Source organism: Bradyrhizobium ottawaense (genome assembly GCF_002278135.3).
Lineage (GTDB): Bacteria > Pseudomonadota > Alphaproteobacteria > Rhizobiales > Xanthobacteraceae > Bradyrhizobium > Bradyrhizobium ottawaense.
Genome location: NZ_CP029425.2, coordinates 72,311 through 89,496 on the forward strand (window position 1 = coordinate 72,311; position 17,186 = coordinate 89,496).

Below are 17,186 nucleotides of genomic sequence, written 5' to 3' on the forward strand. Positions count from 1 at the left end.
GCGTTCGCCGGGACGACGGCAGCGTCAATTCACCTGCTCGTCCGAATACACGCCCCAGAGGCGCTCCTGCTGGATCCAGCCGTCAAAACCGTTGCCGGTGACGCGGCACCAGTTTGCAGCGCACTTCTTTACCTGCGTGACGACGCCGGCCTGGAGTCTTGCTGCAACCGCGCTGTCGAGGTCGGCGCGATCGTAGATCGGGGCGAGGTCGTCCTTGTGCTTCATGGTGACGACCGCGGTGCGGCGGCCCGACAGCAACGAGTGATAGACCCAGCCCTCGGCGCCTTCGGAATCGCGCACCCGGCGCCAATTCTCGAACTCGGCGGTGATTTCCACCGGCAGGCCCGAACGGGTGTAGACCCAGGCCACGTCATTGTCCTTGGTCGGGCCGGCGCGGACGTTCACATGATCCGATTTGAGGCTGACATAGCGCGGCACCGGCAGGCCGCTGGCGGTCTGGGGCGTCGTATCCTTGGCCGAATGCGAGGGGCCGACCGAAGCGCTCAACCAGGTGCAAACGAGCGCCATCACCGAACAAAAACGCCCCAACGCCATCAACCCGTCTCCTGTCGAAGACCCGGCCCGAGCCGGGTCCTCACCCCAAATTCCAAAACCTGCCGCGCAACCCCCTGACCCGCCCCACGCGGGTGTTCCCAAGCCTTGACCCGTGGTTCTTGTCTTGGCCCGGCCTTCTGCTAGAGAGGACGGGCACTTGAACAACCAGTTTGCCCCGATTTTTCCGGCCGGAAATATCGGGAGAGCTTGAAGGAAACGCCGGGGACGGACACGGCAAGGGCAGTGTCGAACAACCGGGTTAATGAGACCTCAACGACCGGCCTTTGGCGACAGAGGCGGCTTGCGACGCCTCATGAGAGCAGGACATGTCGGTGAAGAAAAAGCCCCTCGTCGTGGTGACGCGCAAGCTGCCGGATTCGATCGAGACGCGGATGCGCGAATTGTTCGACGCGCGGATCAATCTCGAGGACACGCCGATGTCCGCCGACCAGATCGCGGAAGCCGCACGCACCGCCGACGTGCTGGTTCCGACCGTCACCGACCATATCAGCGCCGACATCATCAACCAGCCCGACTGCAAGCTGCGGCTGATCGCCAATTTCGGCAACGGCGTCGATAATATCGACGTCGAGGCCGCGCATGCTCGCGGCATCACCGTCACCAACACGCCGAAGGTCCTGACCGAGGACACCGCCGACATGACCATGGCGTTGATCCTCGCCGTGCCCAGGCGGATGATCGAAGGCGCCTCGATCCTGACCGAAGGAAAACCCTGGCCGGGCTGGTCGCCGACCTGGATGCTCGGCCACCGCATCGGCGGCAAGCGGCTCGGCATCATCGGCATGGGCCGCATCGGCCAGGCGGTGGCGCGCCGCGCCCGCGCCTTCGGCCTGCAGATCCACTATCACAACCGCCGTCCCGTCGCGCCGAAGATCGCCGAGGAGTTAGGGGCGACCTATTGGGAAAGCCTCGACCAGATGCTGGCGCGGATGGACATCATCTCGGTGAACTGTCCGCACACGCCGGCGACCTATCATTTGCTCTCGGCGCGGCGGCTGAAGCTGATCCGCAAGGACGCCTACATCGTCAACACCGCGCGCGGCGAGGTGACCGACGAGGACACGCTGATCAAGCTGATCGAAGGCGGCGAGATCGGGGGCGCCGGGCTCGACGTCTACGAGCACGAGCCCGCGGTCAACCCGAAGCTGGTGCGGCTTGCCAAGGCCGGCAAGGTGACGCTGTTGCCGCATATGGGCTCGGCCACGATCGAAGGCCGCGTCGAGATGGGCGAGAAGGTGATCATCAACATCCGCACCTTCCTCGACGCCCACAAGCCGCCGGATCGCGTGCTGCCGAGCATGCTCTGAGGTTTCACTGCCACCTCTACTCGCGGTGGATGCTCAAATCGTCGAACACCGGCCCGTCGCCATTGAGCGGGTTGGCCGGATCGCGCTCGTAGCGCAGCGTCTCGAAGCGCATCGCGCGCGCATCGATCATCAGGAGGCGGCCGACCAGGCCGTCGCCGAAACCGACGATCTCGCGGATCGCCTCCATCGCCATCATCGATCCCAGCACGCCCGCCAGCGCACCCATGACGCCGGCTTCCGCGCAGGCCGGAACGGTACCCGGCGGCGGCGCCTCCGGAAACAGGCAGCGATAGGTCGGATTGAATTCGCCCTGCTCGTTGGTCTCGTGCGCGCGGATGGTGGTGAGCGAGCCGTCGAAGGTGCCGAGCGCCGCCGTGATCAGCGGCCGCTTCGCGAAGAAGCAGGCGTCCGAGACCAGATAGCGCGTCGAGAAATTATCGGAGCCGTCGAGCACGAGGTCGTAGTCGCCGATCAGGCTGAGCGCATTGTCGGCATTCAGCCAGGTGGCGTGGCCGACGAAACGTACATGCGGATTGAGCGCCGCAATCCGCTCGGCCGCGCTCTCGACCTTGTGCCGGCCGATATCGGGCGTGGTGTGGATCACCTGGCGCTGCAGGTTGGACAGCGACACCACGTCGTCATCGACCACGCCGAGTGTGCCGATACCGGCGGCGGCCAGATACATCAGCGCCGGCGCGCCGAGCCCGCCGGCACCGACCACCAGCGCGGAGGCCCGCTTCAGCGCGGCCTGGCCCGGGCCGCCGACGTCGCGCAGCACGATATGACGGGCATAGCGTTCGAGTTCGTCCGGGCTCAGCATCGTCGTACGCCTCTCCTACCAAGCCGTCGCTTTCACTCCTCATGGTGAGGAGGCGCAAAGCGCCGTCTCGAACCATGCAGGCCCCGATCTCGCCGCGGCCATCCTTCGAGACGCGGCCTTGAGGCCGCTCCTCAGGATGAGGACCTGAGTACGCGGCTCGACCTTAGGCCTGAACCACTGCTACATTGTTCGCGACCAACGAGATGTGCTTGAATGACATTGCGTTCAATGGGCTGGCTGGATTTGTCATGAGATCGATGCTTGCGGCAACACTGATGTTTGCGTCTGCCACAGGCGCGAACGCCCAGATGACGACGCCGCAGATCCCCGGTACCAAGCCGAAGCCGGTCCAGATCGTGCCGATCCGGCCACCCGCAATGCAGACGCCGTCGGCGACGGCGGATGCGATGGCGCAGGCGGAGCGGCTGTCGCTGCAATCCGACCTCGCCTGGGTCGGCCAATACAACGGCGCCATCACCGGCGACGCCAGCGCGCGGCTGGTCACCGCCATCAAGGAATACCAGAAGGCCAAGGGCGGCAAGCCGACCGGCGTGCTCAATCCGCTGGAGCGCGCCGCGCTGGCCGAGACGGCGCGAAAGAAGCAGGACGGCGTCGGCTGGAAGATCGTGACGGAGCCGACCAGCGGCGCCCGGCTCGGCATCCCCTCGAAACTGGTGCCGCAGCAGGCGAGCGACGCCAACGGCTCGAAATGGACCTCGCCGACTGGAACCGTGCAGGTGCTGCTCAGCCGCCGCAAGGAGGCGAACCCGACCACGGCAAAACTCGCGGAGCTTGAGAAGGAGCCGTCCGGGCGCAAGGTCGATTACACCGTGGTGAAGCCGGATTTCTTCGTGCTGTCGGGTTTGCAGGGCCTGAAGAAATTTTACGTCCGCGGCACCTTTAGAGGCGACGAGGTCCGCACCATGACAATCCTCTACGACCAGGCGACCGAGAACACGGTCGAGCCGGTCGTGATCGCGATGTCGAGCGCGTTCAATGCATTTCCGCCAGGCCCGCAGGCCGGGCCGCCGCCCCGCAAGACCGTCGAGTACGGCACCGGCCTCGTCGTCAGCGACGACGGCGCGATCGTCACCGACCGGCTCGTCACCGACAACTGTCTTGCCATCACGATCGCCGGCTATGGCAGCGCCGATCGCCTCGCCGAGGACAAGGAGCGCGGTCTCGCACTCCTGCATATCTACGGCGCGCGCGGCCTGAAGCCGTTCAGCCTCGCTGGCGGCGCGGCAAGGACGAACGTGGATGTCGTCGGCATCGCCGATCCGCAGAGCCAGGGTGGCGCGGCCGGCGTGTCGAGCATCAAGGCCGCGCTGGCGCCGGTCCCGAGCAGCGATTCCGTGCTGTCCCCACCGCCGGCGGTCGGGGTATCCGGGGGTCCGGCGATCGATGGCGACGGCAAGTTCGCCGGCATTGCGCTGTTGAAGCCGGCGATGGTCGCGGGGCCCGCGACATCGGTGCCGGCGTCACAGGCGGTGATGGTGTCCGCGGAAACGGTGCGCGATTTCCTGAAGGCGAACGAGGTCACAGCGAACGGCACCTCGACGGATGCAAAAGCTGCCGTCGTGCGCGTGATCTGCGTCCGGAAGTAGGTCTAACGCCAACTCTCGTGTCCCGGACGCGGTGCGGCGCGTAGTGCCGCGCCGCTGAGCCGGGACCCATGCTTCCTCAAATTCCGTGCAAGTGGCTTTCTGGGCCCCGGCTCAGCAGCGCATCACTAGCGTGCTGCGCTTTGTCCGGGGCACGAGCTCAACCGAGCCGCGAGCATCATCACACGTACGACTACTGGTCCAGTAATGGTACGGATTAGCTGGCTATCCCTATTCCGCCATCATCGTTGCTGCTGATTCGGACCTCCGCGATCCCCCTTTGGATCGGGCCGGCACGTCCTGAGCTAGAAGGCTCAGCATCGAGATCGATGCACGTTCGCGTGGCGTATTCCTGACCCAAGCATTCCAAAGGATTGATCTTCAAATGCACACGATCGTACTGGCCACCCAAAAGGGTGGCAGCGGCAAGAGCACGCTCGCCATCGGCCTCGCGCTCGCGGCCAAGCAGGCCGGCTTCACCGTCCGCCTGATCGAGACCGACCCGCAGGGCACCCTGTCGAACTGGCAGCGCCGCCGCACCGCCGATGATCTCGTCGTCGAGCCGATCTATCACGCCGCCGACATCGAGCCGCGCCTGAAGATGCTGGCTGACAGCGGCCTGCAGCTTGCGATCGTCGACACCGCCGCCGGCCTCAGCGCCGCGACCACCGCTGCAATCCGCCATTCCGATCTCTGCCTGATCCCGGCCCGCCCGAGCGTCGCCGACATCGAGGCGACCGTCTCGACGCTCAGCGTCGCACGCGCCTGGAAGCGGCCCTACAGCTTCGTGTTGAACCAGACGCCGATCCGCGGCCAGCGCATCGACAACGCCGCCAACACCCTCGCCGAGGAAGCGGCGCTCGATCTTTCTGACGTGCTCGCGCGCCCGCTGATCGTGATGCGCAACGATCACCAGGACTCGCTCGCGAACGGCCGTGCGGTGAGCGAATTCGCGCCGAACGGCAAGTCGGCGGACGAGATCCGCGGCCTCTGGCGCTGGATCGAAACCCGGCTCGAGCTAAGTGCCACGACCAATGTCCAGATCGACCAGGTGATATCGGCTGCGGGCGGCATGCTGCATGTCGCTGCCGAGCTTTCGGCGGACGAGACCACGACACTGGCGTCCTGAGCGGGGCGATCGCTCAGACGGCAGCCGGCCCTTCACCATCCCGAAGGGCCCCAGCGACGAAGCAATCCGGCCACCAGCCCGGCCGGATTGCTTCGCTTCGCGTTTTTTGACCCCCATCCATCCGTCGCGCCCCGGGCAAAAGCGCGAAGCGCGGCTTCGCGCAGGTGTCCCGGGCATCCACGTCTTGGCAACAGGGAAGAAGAACGTAGATGGCCGGGACAAGCCCGACCATGACGTTGGGCATGCATTAGCCTTCAATCGCAGATCTGTTGCCCAACCAGGCCTCCCGCCGCACGATCCATTTCTCGGACTTCGATTGCCCGTCGTGATGGGCGAGCTCGATGAAGCCGACGAATTCCGCGCCGGTCTTCTGCTTGACCCGACGCGAGGCTTCGTTGGTCGCGGCGTTGCAGACGTAGAAATGATCGAGGCCGAGCGTGAGGAAGGCAAAATCGTTCACCGCGGCGATGGCTTCCGTCATCAGTCCGCGCCGCCAGTAAGGCTCCGCCAGCCAGAAGCCGCGATTGCCTTTCGGGCCTTCTGCACGGGGCCGCAGATGAATGTTTCCAATCGCCTCGCCGTCCCCCTCCTTGAGCACCAGAACCCAGAGATGGATGTCGTCGCCGGCTGAGATCTTGTCGAACTGCATCCTGACAAACGTCTCCGCTCCGTCGGCGGGATACGGCCACGGCACGACCATCGAGAGATGCCGGATGATATTCCAATTGTCGAAATGGCGCTGGATCGCCGGCACGTCTGACAGCGCCAGCGGACGCAGGATCAGCCGTTCGGTTTCAAGCTGCGGCGTCGGCATGGATTTCTACTTCTGACATTTCTGACACCAGAAGGTGGACCGGCCATTCTGCGTAAACCGCTTGACCGTGCCACCGCACCCCGGCGTCGTGCATTTCTCGCCTTCGCGGTCGTAGACCTTGAACGAGTGCTGGAAATAGCCGAGCTCGCCCGAGGTCTGGCGATGGTCGCGCAAGGACGAGCCGCCGGCCTTGATGGCGTCGTTCAGCACGGTGTGGATCGCACTTACCAATCGCTTCGCATGATCGGTCGGCTCGCCGCCGCCAACGCCCTTGCGACCCTTGGTCGCGAGCGTCGCCGCGATCCGGCGCGGCGACAGATGCGAGCGATGCAGGGCTTCGCAGACATAGATGTTGCCGAGCCCCGCCACCACGCGCTGGTCGAGCAGCGCGGCCTTCAGGCTGGTGGCCTTGCCTTCGCAGGACCGCGCCAGCATCGCGGCGTCGAATTCGTTGCCGAGCGGCTCGGGGCCGAGGCCGCGCAGCAGCGGCTCCTCGTCGAGTGCGTTACGCGCGATCACTTTCATGTAACCGAAACGGCGCGGGTCGTTGAAGACGATGTCGGCGCCGGAAGACATCCGAAACAGCACGTGGTCGTGCGTGGAGTCCTTACCCCTAGGATAGTGAAACTCGCCGGGAGCTGCCTCGTTGTCCGGCTTGATGACGCGGAACGAGCCCGACATGCCCAGATGCATCAGGAGCACATCGCCGGAGGCGAGATCGGCCAAGAGATATTTTGCACGGCGGCCGAGCCCCGTGACGACCTGCCCCTGAAGCCGGGCCACGAAATCCGGCTGGAACGGAAAGCGCAGGTCCGGCCGGCGGGCCTCCGCCACCAGGATTTTCGCACCCTCCATCACGGGCTGAAGGCCGCGGCGGACGGTCTCGACTTCGGGCAATTCAGGCATGGTCAGGCATTCACCTTATGAGGGCGGTGTGATAGCGCCATTGCGGCGGGCGCGCTATGGTTCGCCCAGTGGAGTAGAGTAATGGATCGGCCGGGCGAAACCACGCATTTTGGCTTCAGGGACGTCCCCCTCGGGGACAAGCAGACGCTGGTGAACGATGTGTTTCACAGCGTGGCATCGCGCTATGATTTGATGAACGATTTGATGTCCGGTGGCCTGCACCGGGTCTGGAAGGACATCATGATCACCGCGCTCGACCCGCCCAGGAGCGACCGGTCGTTCGCCTTGCTCGACGTGGCCGGCGGCACCGGTGACATCTCGTTCCGCGCCGCCAAGGCCGCGGGCCCCGGCTTCCATGCCACCGTCTGCGACATCAACACCGACATGCTGGCGGTGGGCCGCGAGCGCGCCGCGAAGCGCCATCTCGAAACCCGGGTCGATTTCGTCGAAGGCAATGCCGAAGCGCTCGCCTTCGCCGACCGCAGCTTCGACGCATATACGATCGCTTTCGGCATTCGCAACGTGCCCCGGATCGATCTGGCGCTGCGCGAGGCCTATCGCGTGCTGAAGCCCGGCAGCCGCTTTCTGTGCCTGGAATTCTCCACCGTCGAGATGCCCGGGCTCGACCGGATCTACGACCTGTTCTCGTTCAAGGTGATCCCGCCGCTCGGCCGCATGATCACGGGCGACGCCGAGTCGTACCAATATCTCGTCGAGTCCATCCGCAAGTTTCCAAAACCCAACGCCTTCGCCGACATGATCCGCGACGCCGGCTTCGCCCGCGTCAGCTGGCAGACCCTGTCCGGCGGCATCGTCGCACTGCATTCGGGCTGGCGTTTGTGATCTCTGCCTTCACCCACATTGCGCGCCTGATCCGCGCCGCGTTCGTGTTTGCGCGCGAGGGCGTGTTCGGCTCGGTCGATCCGAGCCTGGTGCCGCCGCCGGGACAGCTCGCTCTGAAGCTGGCGCGCCTCGTCGAACGGCGTGGCGTCAAGCACGGCCCGCGGATATCGCGCGCGCTGACGCGGATGGGCCCCGCCTATCTCAAGCTCGGACAATTCCTGGCCACACGCCCCGACGTCGTCGGCGTCATCATGGCGCGCGACCTCGAAAGTCTCCAGGACCGCCTGCCGCCGTTTCCGCAGGACGAAGCCGAAGCCGCGATCGCGACCTCGCTGGAGCGGCCGCTGAAGGACGTGTTTGTGAGCTTCGGCCCTCCCGTCGCGGCGGCCTCGATCGCGCAGGTGCATCGCGGCGAGGTCTTGCACGCCGGCATCCGCAAGTCGGTCGCGGTCAAGGTGCTCAGGCCCAACGTGGCCTCACGCTTCCGCCGCGACCTCTCCGATTTCTTCTTCGTCGCAAACAAAGCCGAGACCTACTCGGCCGAAGCGCGGCGGCTGCGCCTCATCGAGGTCATCAACACCATGTCGCGCTCGGTCGCCATGGAGATGGATCTGCGGCTGGAAGCTGCGGCGCTGTCAGAGATGGCGGAGAACACGCAGGGCGATCCTGATTTCCGCGTGCCGTCCGTGGACTGGGACCGCACCACGCACAACGTGCTGACGATGGAGTGGATCGACGGCATCGCGCTGAACGATCACAAGCGTCTGGCAGAATCGCAGGTCGACCTCCCCGATCTCGGCCGCAAGGTGATCCAGAGCTTCCTGCGGCACGCGCTGCGCGACGGCTTCTTCCACGCCGACATGCATCCGGGCAATCTGTTCCTCGATGACGCGGGACGACTCGTCGCAGTCGATTTCGGCATCATGGGCCGGCTCGGCATGAAGGAGCGGCGTTTTCTCGCGGAAATCCTGCTCGGCTTCATTACTCGCGATTATCGCCGCGTCGCCGAGGTGCATTTCGAGGCGGGCTACGTGCCCGCGCATCACTCGGTCGAGAACTTTGCGCAGGCGATCCGCGCCATCGGCGAGCCGATCCACAACCGCACGGCGGAAGAGATCTCGATGGCGCGGCTCTTGACGCTGCTGCTCGAGGTCACCGGCCTGTTCGACATGACGACGCGGCCCGAGCTGATCCTGCTGCAGAAGACCATGGTGGTGGTCGAGGGCGTGGCGCGCGGCTTCGATCCCAAGCTCGACATCTGGAAGATCGCCGACCCCGTGGTACGCGAATGGATCGAGCGCAATCTCGGACCCATCGGCCGGGTGCAAGGCGCGCTCGCCGGGACCGGAGACATCGCGCGCGTGCTGATGCGCCTGCCGGAGATCGCCGAGCGGTCGGTGAAGGTGCTGGAGCAGCTCGAGACCATGACGCGGGAGGGCATCAGGCTGTCGCCGGAGAGCATCGCCGCGATGGGTCGCAGCGAGGGCCGCAAGAACCGCTGGCGCACCGTCGCGCTCTGGATCATCGCCGCGACCTTCATCGGGATCCTGATCGCCGTCCGGAATCTATGATTGCCAAAAGCTTGATTGCATTGCAATCACGCAAATGATATCATCGCCATCATTCCGTGCTGGAGGGCGTCATGGCAAGCCTGACCATCCGCAAGCTCGACGACGGCGTCAAAACCTATTTGCGGCTGCGCTCGGCCAAGAACCGCAGATCGGTCGAGGAAGAGGTCCGGGTCATCCTGCGGGAGCTGATCGAGGGCCGCGAGGAGCCGCTGACGCCGTTTTCGGCGCCGCCGGCAGCCTCCGTCGTCCCCACCCCTCAGCGCACCGGCGCCGTCCCTGAGGCCAGCGTCACCCTGATCATCGGCGGCGGGATCGCAGCCTATAAATCGCTCGACCTGATCCGAAGGCTGAAGGAGCGCCGCGTCGAGGTCCGCTGTGTCCTGACCAAAGCGGCGCAGCAATTCGTCACGCCGCTGGCGGTCAGCGCCCTCTCCCATGAGCGCGTCTATACCGACCTGTTCGACCCCCAGAGCGAGTTCGACGCCGGCCATATCAGGCTTGCGCGCGACTGCGACCTGATCGTGGTGGCGCCCGCGACCGCCGACTTGATGGCGAAGATGGCCAACGGCCACGCCGACGATCTCGCCAGCGCGATCCTGCTCGCGACCAACCGCAAGGTGCTGCTGGCACCGGCAATGAACCCGCTGATGTGGAACAATGCGGCGACGCGTCGCAACGTCGCGCAGCTGCAGCGCGACGGCGGGGTGCTGATCGGGCCCAATTCCGGCGAGATGGCCGAAGCGGGCGAAGCTGGTGTCGGCCGCATGTCCGAAGCGATCGAGATCGCCGCCGCCGCCGAGCGTCTGCTGCGGCCGCCGGTGCCGCGCCCGCTCGCCGGCAAGCGCGTGTTGATCACCGCAGGTCCCACCCACGAGCCGATCGATCCGGTGCGCTACATCGCCAACCGCTCTTCCGGCAAGCAGGGGTTTGCCATCGCCGCCGCCGCACAGGCCGCCGGTGCCGAGGTCATTTTGGTGAGCGGTCCGGTCGACCTCAGCGATCCCCAGGGCGTGACGGTGAAGCATGTGGAATCGGCGCGGCAGATGCTGGAGCAGGTGCAGGCCGCGCTCCCCGCCGACATCGCGATCTTTGCCGCCGCCGTCGCCGACTGGCGCGTCGCCAACGAAGGCGAGCAGAAGCTGAAGAAGACCGCGGCCGGCATGCCGCCGCTTCAGCTCATCGAGAACCCCGATATCCTCGCCACGATCTCGAAGCTGACCGACAAGCGCCCGCCGCTGGTGATCGGCTTTGCCGCCGAGACCGAGCACCTCATCGACAACGCCAAGTCAAAACTTGCCCGCAAGGGCTGCGACTGGATCGTCGCCAACGACGTCTCGCCCGCCACGGGCGTGATGGGCGGCGACCGCAACACCGTGCATCTGATCAGTCGCAAGAATGGTGAGAAGGACGGCGAGATTGCAGTTGATTCCTGGCCGGTGATGACCAAGGAACAGGTCGCCATCGAACTGGTCGCGCATGTCGCACGAAGCGTGACCGACAAATCCCTGGAGCCGGCATCTTGAGCACGAAGGTCACTGTCGAACTGCAACGCCTGGCCCATGCGGAAGGCCTGCCAATGCCGGCCTATCAAACCACCGAGGCGGCCGGCCTCGACCTGATGGCGGCGGTGCCGGACGGCGAGCCGATGACGCTCGCACCAGGCCAATATGCGCTGGTGCCGACCGGCCTTGCGATCGCATTGCCGGCCGGGCACGAGGCGCAGGTGCGGCCGCGCTCGGGACTTGCCGCCAAGCACGGTGTCACCGTGCTGAACGCGCCGGGCACGATCGACGCGGACTATCGCGGCGAGATCAAGGTGATCCTGATCAACCACGGCGCGGCGCCGTTCGTGATCAAGCGCGGCGAGCGCATCGCCCAGATGGTGATCGCGCCCGTGGTGCAGGCCGCGCTGGTTCCGGTGGCCACAATATCGGCCACGGATCGCGGCGCCGGCGGCTTCGGCTCGACCGGCCGCTAGTTTCTTACCTCTCCCGCTTGCGGGAGAGGTCGACGCGCAGAGCAGGGGAGGGAGCGCACCTGCTCCGCGGCGGCCATGTCGCCCAAATAATCAGCCCCGCTAACGCACGGCAATTTCAGCCGAATCATCCCGAAGAACTACGTGGGCGGGAACCCCTCCCCCGGCATTTTTTTGGGGCCGCCTTTGCGTTCACGATCTGGACTCTTACCGGCGGAGTCGCGGTGAGGGTATTGTCGTTTGATTCGCGCGCGACGGGGGTCGCCGCGCGTAAATTCGTGCGGTCTTGGGGCAACTATGTCAGGCGTGATCGTGTCGATGCGTCGGACGCTGCTGTCGTGCACATCGCTCGTGCGCAACGGCTTGTTGGGAGGCGCTCTTGCAGCGCTGCTGCCGGCTGCGCCGGCCGAGGCGGCCGACCTCATCGACACCCTCTCCATCATGCTGGATTTCAACCGGCAGGAACTCGCGGTGCTCGCCACCGCGCTGGCCTTGCTCGGCTTCTCGGTGGTGGCTGCGATCCTCTTGATGCGCACGCGCGTGCGCACCGCGAAGAACGAGGCGCGGCTGCGCGCACGAATCGGGGAACTCCAGCTCCAGGCCGACCGCTTCGGCGCGCTGCTGTTCGCCGAGCCGCAGATCCTGATCTCCTGGCCGGCCGGCGACAATCGCGCGCAGATCTCCGGCGACATCTCCATGGTGCTGCCGCGCGACTCCTCGCCGCAACGGGTGCTCGCATTCGGAACCTGGCTGCCGCCCGAGCCCGCGCTCCAGATGGATCACGCCGTCGATGCGCTGCGTGACCGCGGCGACGGGTTCCAGCTGACGCTGACGACCGCGCATGGCCACACGCTCGAGGCCATCGGCCGCGCCATCGGCGGCCAGGCCATTGTCCGGATTCGCGAACTCTCGGGTCTCCGCCGCGATCTGGCCGAGACCAATCTGCGCTACAACGCGCTCTCCGACGAGACCGAGATGCTGCGCGGCTTTGCCGCGAACGCACCTTGGCCGATCTGGGCCAAGGGCGAGAACGGCGCGCTGACCTACGCCAACCCCGCCTATGTTCGTGCCACCGAGGCGAACAACGTCACCGACGCGCAGGAGCGCAAGCTCGAGCTGCTGGACAGCGCCGACCGCACCGCGATGGAACGGGGACTGAAGGACACCGCCAATTTCAACGCCCGGCTGCCGATTGTGATCAGCGGCGAGCGCCGCATCTACGATGTGCGCGCGGTCAATGTCGGCAGCGGCAGCGTCGGCGTCGCCATCGATGCCAGCGAGGCGGACGCGCTCAGCTCGGCGCTGGTGCGGATGGCGGAGGCGCATCGCCGCACGCTCGACCAGCTCTCCTCCGGCGTTGCCGTGTTCGATGGCCAGCGCCGGCTCGCCTTCTACAACGATTCCTACCGCCGGCTGTGGGACCTCGACCGCACCTTCCTCGACGCCAATCCCGATGATTCCAGCGTGCTGGATCAGCTCCGTGCCGCGCGAAAACTGCCGGAACAGCCGGACTTCCGTGCCTGGAAATCCAAGCTGCACGAGGCCTATCGCGCGGTCGAGACCACCAAGGACACCTGGTACCTGCCCGACGGCCGCGCGCTCTCGGTCGTCACCACGCCGAACCCGGAAGGCGGCGTCACCTATCTGTTCGACGACGTCACCGAGAGCCTCGAGCTCGCCCGCCGCTTCGACGGCATGATCCGTGTCCAGCGCGAGACGCTGGACAGCCTCGCCGAGGGCGTCGCGGTGTTCGGCAGCAACGGCAAGGCGCAGCTGTTCAACCCGGCCTTCGTCCGGATGTGGAAACTGTCGAGCGATGCCATGCGCGACGAGCCGCATATCCAGACGGTGGAAGGCTGGTGCCATCAGCTGTTCGACGACCCCACGGTCTGGCGCCAGATCCGCGAGGCCGTCACCTCGATCGAGAGCCGCGCCGACGTGCCGCTGAAGCTGGAGCGCAAGGACGGCAGCGTGCTCGACGGCATGATCCGCCCGCTGCATGACGGCGCGACCATGCTGACGTTCCAGGACATCACCGACACCGAGAACGTCGAGCGCGCGCTGCGCGAGCGCAACGAGGCTCTGGAGGCCGCCGACCAGATGAAGGTGGATTTCGTCCACCACGTCTCCTACGAGCTGCGCTCGCCGCTCACCACCATCATCGGCTTCGCGCATTTCCTCAGCGATCCCTCGACCGGGCCGCTGACGCCGAAACAGGCCGAATATCTCGACTACGTCACCAAATCGACCAATGCGCTGCTGGCGCTGACCAACAACATCCTCGATCTGGCCACCATCGACGCGGGCGCCATGAAGCTGGAACTCGGGCCGGTCGACGTCAGCAAGACCATCGAGCTCGCGGCCGAAGGCATCCAGGACCGGCTCGCGACCGACCGCATCCGCCTAAAAGTCGAGATCGCGCCCGATGTCGGCAGCTTCGTCGGCGACGAGAAGCGCGTGGTGCAGGTGCTCTATAACCTCCTCGCCAACGCCGTCGGATTTTCTCCACAGGATTCCACCGTCGGCATCAGCGCGCGGCGCACCGAACGCAGCGTGGTCTTCACTGTGACAGATTCCGGGCCTGGAATACCTGCCGACATGAAGGACAAGGTGTTCAACTGGTTCGAAAGCCGCTCGCAGGGCTCGCGTCACCGCGGCGCCGGGCTCGGCCTGTCGCTGGTGCGCTCCTTCGTCGAGCTGCATGGCGGCAAGGTGCGGGTGGACTCGATCGTCGGCCGCGGCACGGTCGTGATCTGTGACTTCCCGACCGACCAGGCGGCGCATCGCGACGCCGCCGAATGAGCGCGCCCACCACATTCTCCGTCGCGCTTCACAACGAGACGGCCACCGCGCAACTGATGGCCGACCTCGCGCTGCTGGTCGGTCCCGGCGATGTCATCACCCTCACCGGCGATCTCGGCGCAGGAAAGACCGCGGCCGCCCGCGCGCTCATCCGCTACCTCGCCGGCGACGAGGCGCTGGAAGTGCCGAGCCCGACCTTCACCCTGGTGCAGGGCTATGAGCTGCCGCCCTTTCCGGTGATGCACGCCGATCTCTACCGCGTCGAGGACGAGAGCGAGCTCGAGGAGATCGGGCTGTCGCCGCTGCCCGATGCCACACTCGTCCTGATCGAATGGCCGGAGCGCGCGCCGTCGGCGATGCCACAGGATCGCATCGACATCGCGCTGACGCATCGGCCGGCGCTGGGCTCGAATGCGCGCGCCGCCGACATCACCGGTTACGGCAAGGCGGCCGCCGCTGTCGCGCGGCTGCAGGCGCTGCGCGAATTCCTCGATGCCTCCGGCTACATGGATGCGACTCGCAAGCGCATGGCCGGCGATGCCTCGACGCGCTCCTATGCGCGGCTGCTGCGCGACGACGAGATCGTCATCCTCATGAACTTTCCGCAGCGCCCTGATGGTGCTGCGACGTACAACGGAAAATCGTACAGCGCCGCAGTGCATCTCGCCGAGAACGTCAAGCCGTTCGTCGCGATCGACGAAGGCCTGCGCGCGCAGGGCATCTCGGCGCCCGCGATCCACCATTCCGACCTCGACCATGGCTTCCTGATCACCGAGGATTTCGGCAACGAAGGCGTGATCGAAGGCGATCCGCCACGCCCGATTGCCGAGCGCTACGAGGCCGCGGCCGATGTGCTGGCCGTGCTCCACGGCAAGACGCTGCCGGAAACATTGCCGCTGGCGGATCAGACCTACGCTATACCCCTCTTCGATGCTGAGGCGCTGCTGATCGAGATCAGCTTGATGCCGGAATGGTACCTGCCCGATCGCAACGCGCCGCTGAGCGAGGCGGCGCGCTCGGAATTCTTCGCGATGTGGCGCGAGCTGCTGAGGAAGCCGCTGGCCGCGCCGAGGACGTGGATCATCCGCGACTATCACTCGCCCAATCTGATCTGGCTTCCGGATCGCGCCGGCATCGCGCGCGTCGGCGTGATCGATTTCCAGGACACCGTGCTCGGTCCGCAATCCTACGACGTGGTGTCGCTGCTTCAGGACGCCCGCATCGACGTGCCCGAAAGTCTCGAGCTGACGCTGCTGTCGCGCTACATCAAGGCGCGGCGCGCTGGCGATGCCGGCTTCGATCCGGCCGGGTTCGCCGAGCTCTACGCCATCATGTCGGCACAGCGGAATACGCGGCTGCTCGGCACCTTCGCCCGCCTCAACCGCCGCGATGGTAAGCCGCATTATTTGCGTCACCAGCCGCGGATCTGGACCTATCTCCAGCGCTCGCTGGCACATCCCGCGCTGAGCTCTTTGCGCGACTGGTATCTCGCCAACGTCCCTCCGCCCCAAAGTCCGGCCTGATTCGGAGGCCGATTTACCAGCTGTTAGCCAAGACGCCGGTATTCTGGCGGCGAGGCAGCCGGATCATTACGGGCTGGAGCGGGCAGATGGCGGTAAAGACGGACCAGCGCGGCAACAGCCGGGTTGTCTTCGAGCGCGGGATCTCGGCCCAGATGATGGGGATCGACGGCACCTGGCGGCGCGACTGCACCATGGAGGACGTCTCCGAGACCGGCGCCAAGCTGACCATCGACGGCTCGGTGGAGGGCCTCCATCTGAAGGAGTTCTTTCTGCTGCTGTCGTCCACCGGACTTGCGTACCGGCGTTGCGAGCCGGCCTGGGTCAATGGCGACCAGATCGGGGTCAATTTCCTCAAGCTCGGCGACAAGAAGAAAAAGGCGCGTTCCACAGCCGTCGGGGCATGATGGCAACACCCGTCGTACAACCGTCACGGCGGGTGGTTAAGGCGGTTGAGATGCGGTGCGGCTGATCGAACCTCGTGTTAGGATTGCTGCGAACGCGAAAGGTCTGAGAAAGCGAAGGATGTCCGTCAAACCGACCAAAGCCATGGTGCTCGCCGCAGGGTTTGGCCTGCGCATGCGTCCCCTGACGGACAAGATGCCGAAGCCGATGGTGCCGGTGGCCGGCCAGCCACTGCTCGACCACGTGCTCGACAAGCTCGGCCAGGCGGGCGTGACCGAGGCCGTGGTCAACGTGCATTACCTGCCGGACCAGATCATCGATCACGTCGCATCGCGCCAGCTTCCGCGCGTGACAATTTCTGACGAGCGCGACCAGGTGCTCGGCACCGGCGGCGGCGTGGTCAAGGCGCTGCCGTTGCTCGGCCACGCACCGTTCTTCCACGTCAATTCCGACACGCTCTGGATCGACGGCGTGCGCTCCAATTTGACGCAGCTCGCCGAGAATTTCGACCCCGCGCGCATGGATATCCTGCTGCTGATGGCGCCGACTGCGACCAGCATCGGCTATAGCGGTCGCGGCGATTACGGCATGCTGCCCGACGGCGCCCTGCGCAAGCGCAAGGAAAAGGAGGTCGTTCCGTTCGTCTATGCCGGCGCGGCGATCCTGTCGCCGTCGATCTTCGAAGGCGCGCCGCAGGGCGAGTTCTCGCTGACGAAAATGTTCGACCGCGCGGGCGAGCAGGAGCGGCTGTTCGGCCTCCGCCTCGACGGCGTCTGGATGCATGTCGGCACGCCCGACGCCGTGCACGCCGCGGAAGAGGCGTTCCTGGAGAGTGTGGCGTAGGGACCGGCCCCGAACGCGGTGCCGTAGGGTGGGCAAAGGCGCCCTTGCGCCGTGCCCACCATCTCTCTCGA

At 65.9% G+C, this 17,186-nt stretch carries 15 protein-coding genes; 11 read left to right on the top strand and 4 right to left on the bottom strand.

Annotation, left to right across the window (positions count from 1 at the left end):
- Positions 1-24 precede the first annotated feature (24 nt).
- The gene (locus tag CIT37_RS00320; RefSeq protein WP_018323403.1) at positions 25-555 is read right to left on the bottom strand and encodes an SH3 domain-containing protein; all 531 of its coding nucleotides are present in this window, start codon (positions 553-555) and stop codon (positions 25-27) included.
- Between the two features lie 326 nt (positions 556-881).
- Between CIT37_RS00320 and CIT37_RS00325 the strand changes: the two genes are divergently transcribed.
- Positions 882-1,883 carry a 2-hydroxyacid dehydrogenase gene (locus CIT37_RS00325; RefSeq protein WP_018323404.1) on the top strand — a complete coding sequence of 334 codons (1,002 nt, stop codon included), beginning with the start codon at positions 882-884 and terminating at the stop codon, positions 1,881-1,883.
- Between the two features lie 16 nt (positions 1,884-1,899).
- On the opposite strand, the gene CIT37_RS00330 is transcribed toward CIT37_RS00325, so the two are convergent.
- Positions 1,900-2,703 (bottom strand): HesA/MoeB/ThiF family protein, encoded by an 804-nt coding sequence (locus CIT37_RS00330; protein ID WP_038949454.1) that lies wholly within the window; start codon positions 2,701-2,703, stop codon positions 1,900-1,902.
- A gap of 248 nt (positions 2,704-2,951) precedes the next feature.
- On the opposite strand from CIT37_RS00330, the gene CIT37_RS00335 reads away from it, so the two are divergent.
- Both CIT37_RS00335 and CIT37_RS00340 read left to right on the top strand, forming a co-directional pair.
- On the top strand, positions 2,952-4,310 hold the full coding sequence (locus CIT37_RS00335; protein ID WP_161966300.1) for a peptidoglycan-binding protein: 1,359 nt from the start codon (positions 2,952-2,954) through the stop codon (positions 4,308-4,310).
- Positions 4,311-4,692: 382 nt separating this feature from the next.
- A complete protein-coding gene (locus CIT37_RS00340; protein ID WP_028139493.1) occupies positions 4,693-5,436 on the top strand; it encodes a nucleotide-binding protein in 744 nt (247 codons plus the stop codon).
- Between the two features lie 247 nt (positions 5,437-5,683).
- Here CIT37_RS00340 and CIT37_RS00345 read toward each other — a convergent pair whose 3' ends face one another.
- Together CIT37_RS00345 and mutM are read right to left on the bottom strand one after the other, a co-directional pair.
- Positions 5,684-6,250, bottom strand: a complete 567-nt coding sequence (locus CIT37_RS00345; protein ID WP_038970610.1) for a GNAT family N-acetyltransferase — start codon at positions 6,248-6,250, stop codon at positions 5,684-5,686.
- A gap of 6 nt (positions 6,251-6,256) precedes the next feature.
- Positions 6,257-7,156, bottom strand: a complete 900-nt coding sequence (mutM, locus tag CIT37_RS00350; protein WP_028139491.1) for a bifunctional DNA-formamidopyrimidine glycosylase/DNA-(apurinic or apyrimidinic site) lyase — start codon at positions 7,154-7,156, stop codon at positions 6,257-6,259.
- A gap of 81 nt (positions 7,157-7,237) precedes the next feature.
- Between mutM and ubiE the strand changes: the two genes are divergently transcribed.
- The 8 genes from ubiE (at position 7,238) to CIT37_RS00390 (ending at position 17,115) form a co-directional block, all read left to right on the top strand.
- Positions 7,238-7,999, top strand: a complete 762-nt coding sequence (ubiE, locus tag CIT37_RS00355) for a bifunctional demethylmenaquinone methyltransferase/2-methoxy-6-polyprenyl-1,4-benzoquinol methylase UbiE (RefSeq protein ID WP_095424893.1) — start codon at positions 7,238-7,240, stop codon at positions 7,997-7,999.
- Complete coding sequence (gene ubiB, locus CIT37_RS00360; RefSeq protein WP_028139489.1) at positions 7,996-9,570, top strand: 2-polyprenylphenol 6-hydroxylase; 1,575 nt, start codon at positions 7,996-7,998, stop codon at positions 9,568-9,570. Before ubiE ends, ubiB begins: the two co-directional genes overlap by 4 nt.
- Before the next feature lie 71 nt (positions 9,571-9,641).
- Positions 9,642-11,093, top strand: a complete 1,452-nt coding sequence (gene coaBC, locus CIT37_RS00365) for a bifunctional phosphopantothenoylcysteine decarboxylase/phosphopantothenate--cysteine ligase CoaBC (RefSeq protein WP_095424898.1) — start codon at positions 9,642-9,644, stop codon at positions 11,091-11,093.
- On the top strand, positions 11,090-11,548 hold the full coding sequence (dut, locus tag CIT37_RS00370; RefSeq protein ID WP_095424892.1) for a dUTP diphosphatase: 459 nt from the start codon (positions 11,090-11,092) through the stop codon (positions 11,546-11,548). Before coaBC ends, dut begins: the two co-directional genes overlap by 4 nt.
- A 294-nt stretch (positions 11,549-11,842) precedes the next feature.
- Positions 11,843-14,347 carry a sensor histidine kinase gene (locus CIT37_RS00375; protein WP_018323415.1) on the top strand — a complete coding sequence of 835 codons (2,505 nt, stop codon included), beginning with the start codon at positions 11,843-11,845 and terminating at the stop codon, positions 14,345-14,347.
- Entirely contained in the window at positions 14,344-15,870 is a 1,527-nt protein-coding gene (tsaE, locus tag CIT37_RS00380; protein ID WP_095424891.1) for a tRNA (adenosine(37)-N6)-threonylcarbamoyltransferase complex ATPase subunit type 1 TsaE, read from the top strand. The genes CIT37_RS00375 and tsaE overlap by 4 nt, the downstream gene beginning before the upstream one ends.
- Positions 15,871-15,956: 86 nt before the next feature.
- Positions 15,957-16,274 carry a PilZ domain-containing protein gene (locus tag CIT37_RS00385; RefSeq protein ID WP_095424890.1) on the top strand — a complete coding sequence of 106 codons (318 nt, stop codon included), beginning with the start codon at positions 15,957-15,959 and terminating at the stop codon, positions 16,272-16,274.
- Positions 16,275-16,392: 118 nt separating this feature from the next.
- Positions 16,393-17,115, top strand: a complete 723-nt coding sequence (locus CIT37_RS00390; protein ID WP_095424889.1) for a nucleotidyltransferase family protein — start codon at positions 16,393-16,395, stop codon at positions 17,113-17,115.
- Positions 17,116-17,186 lie beyond the last annotated feature (71 nt).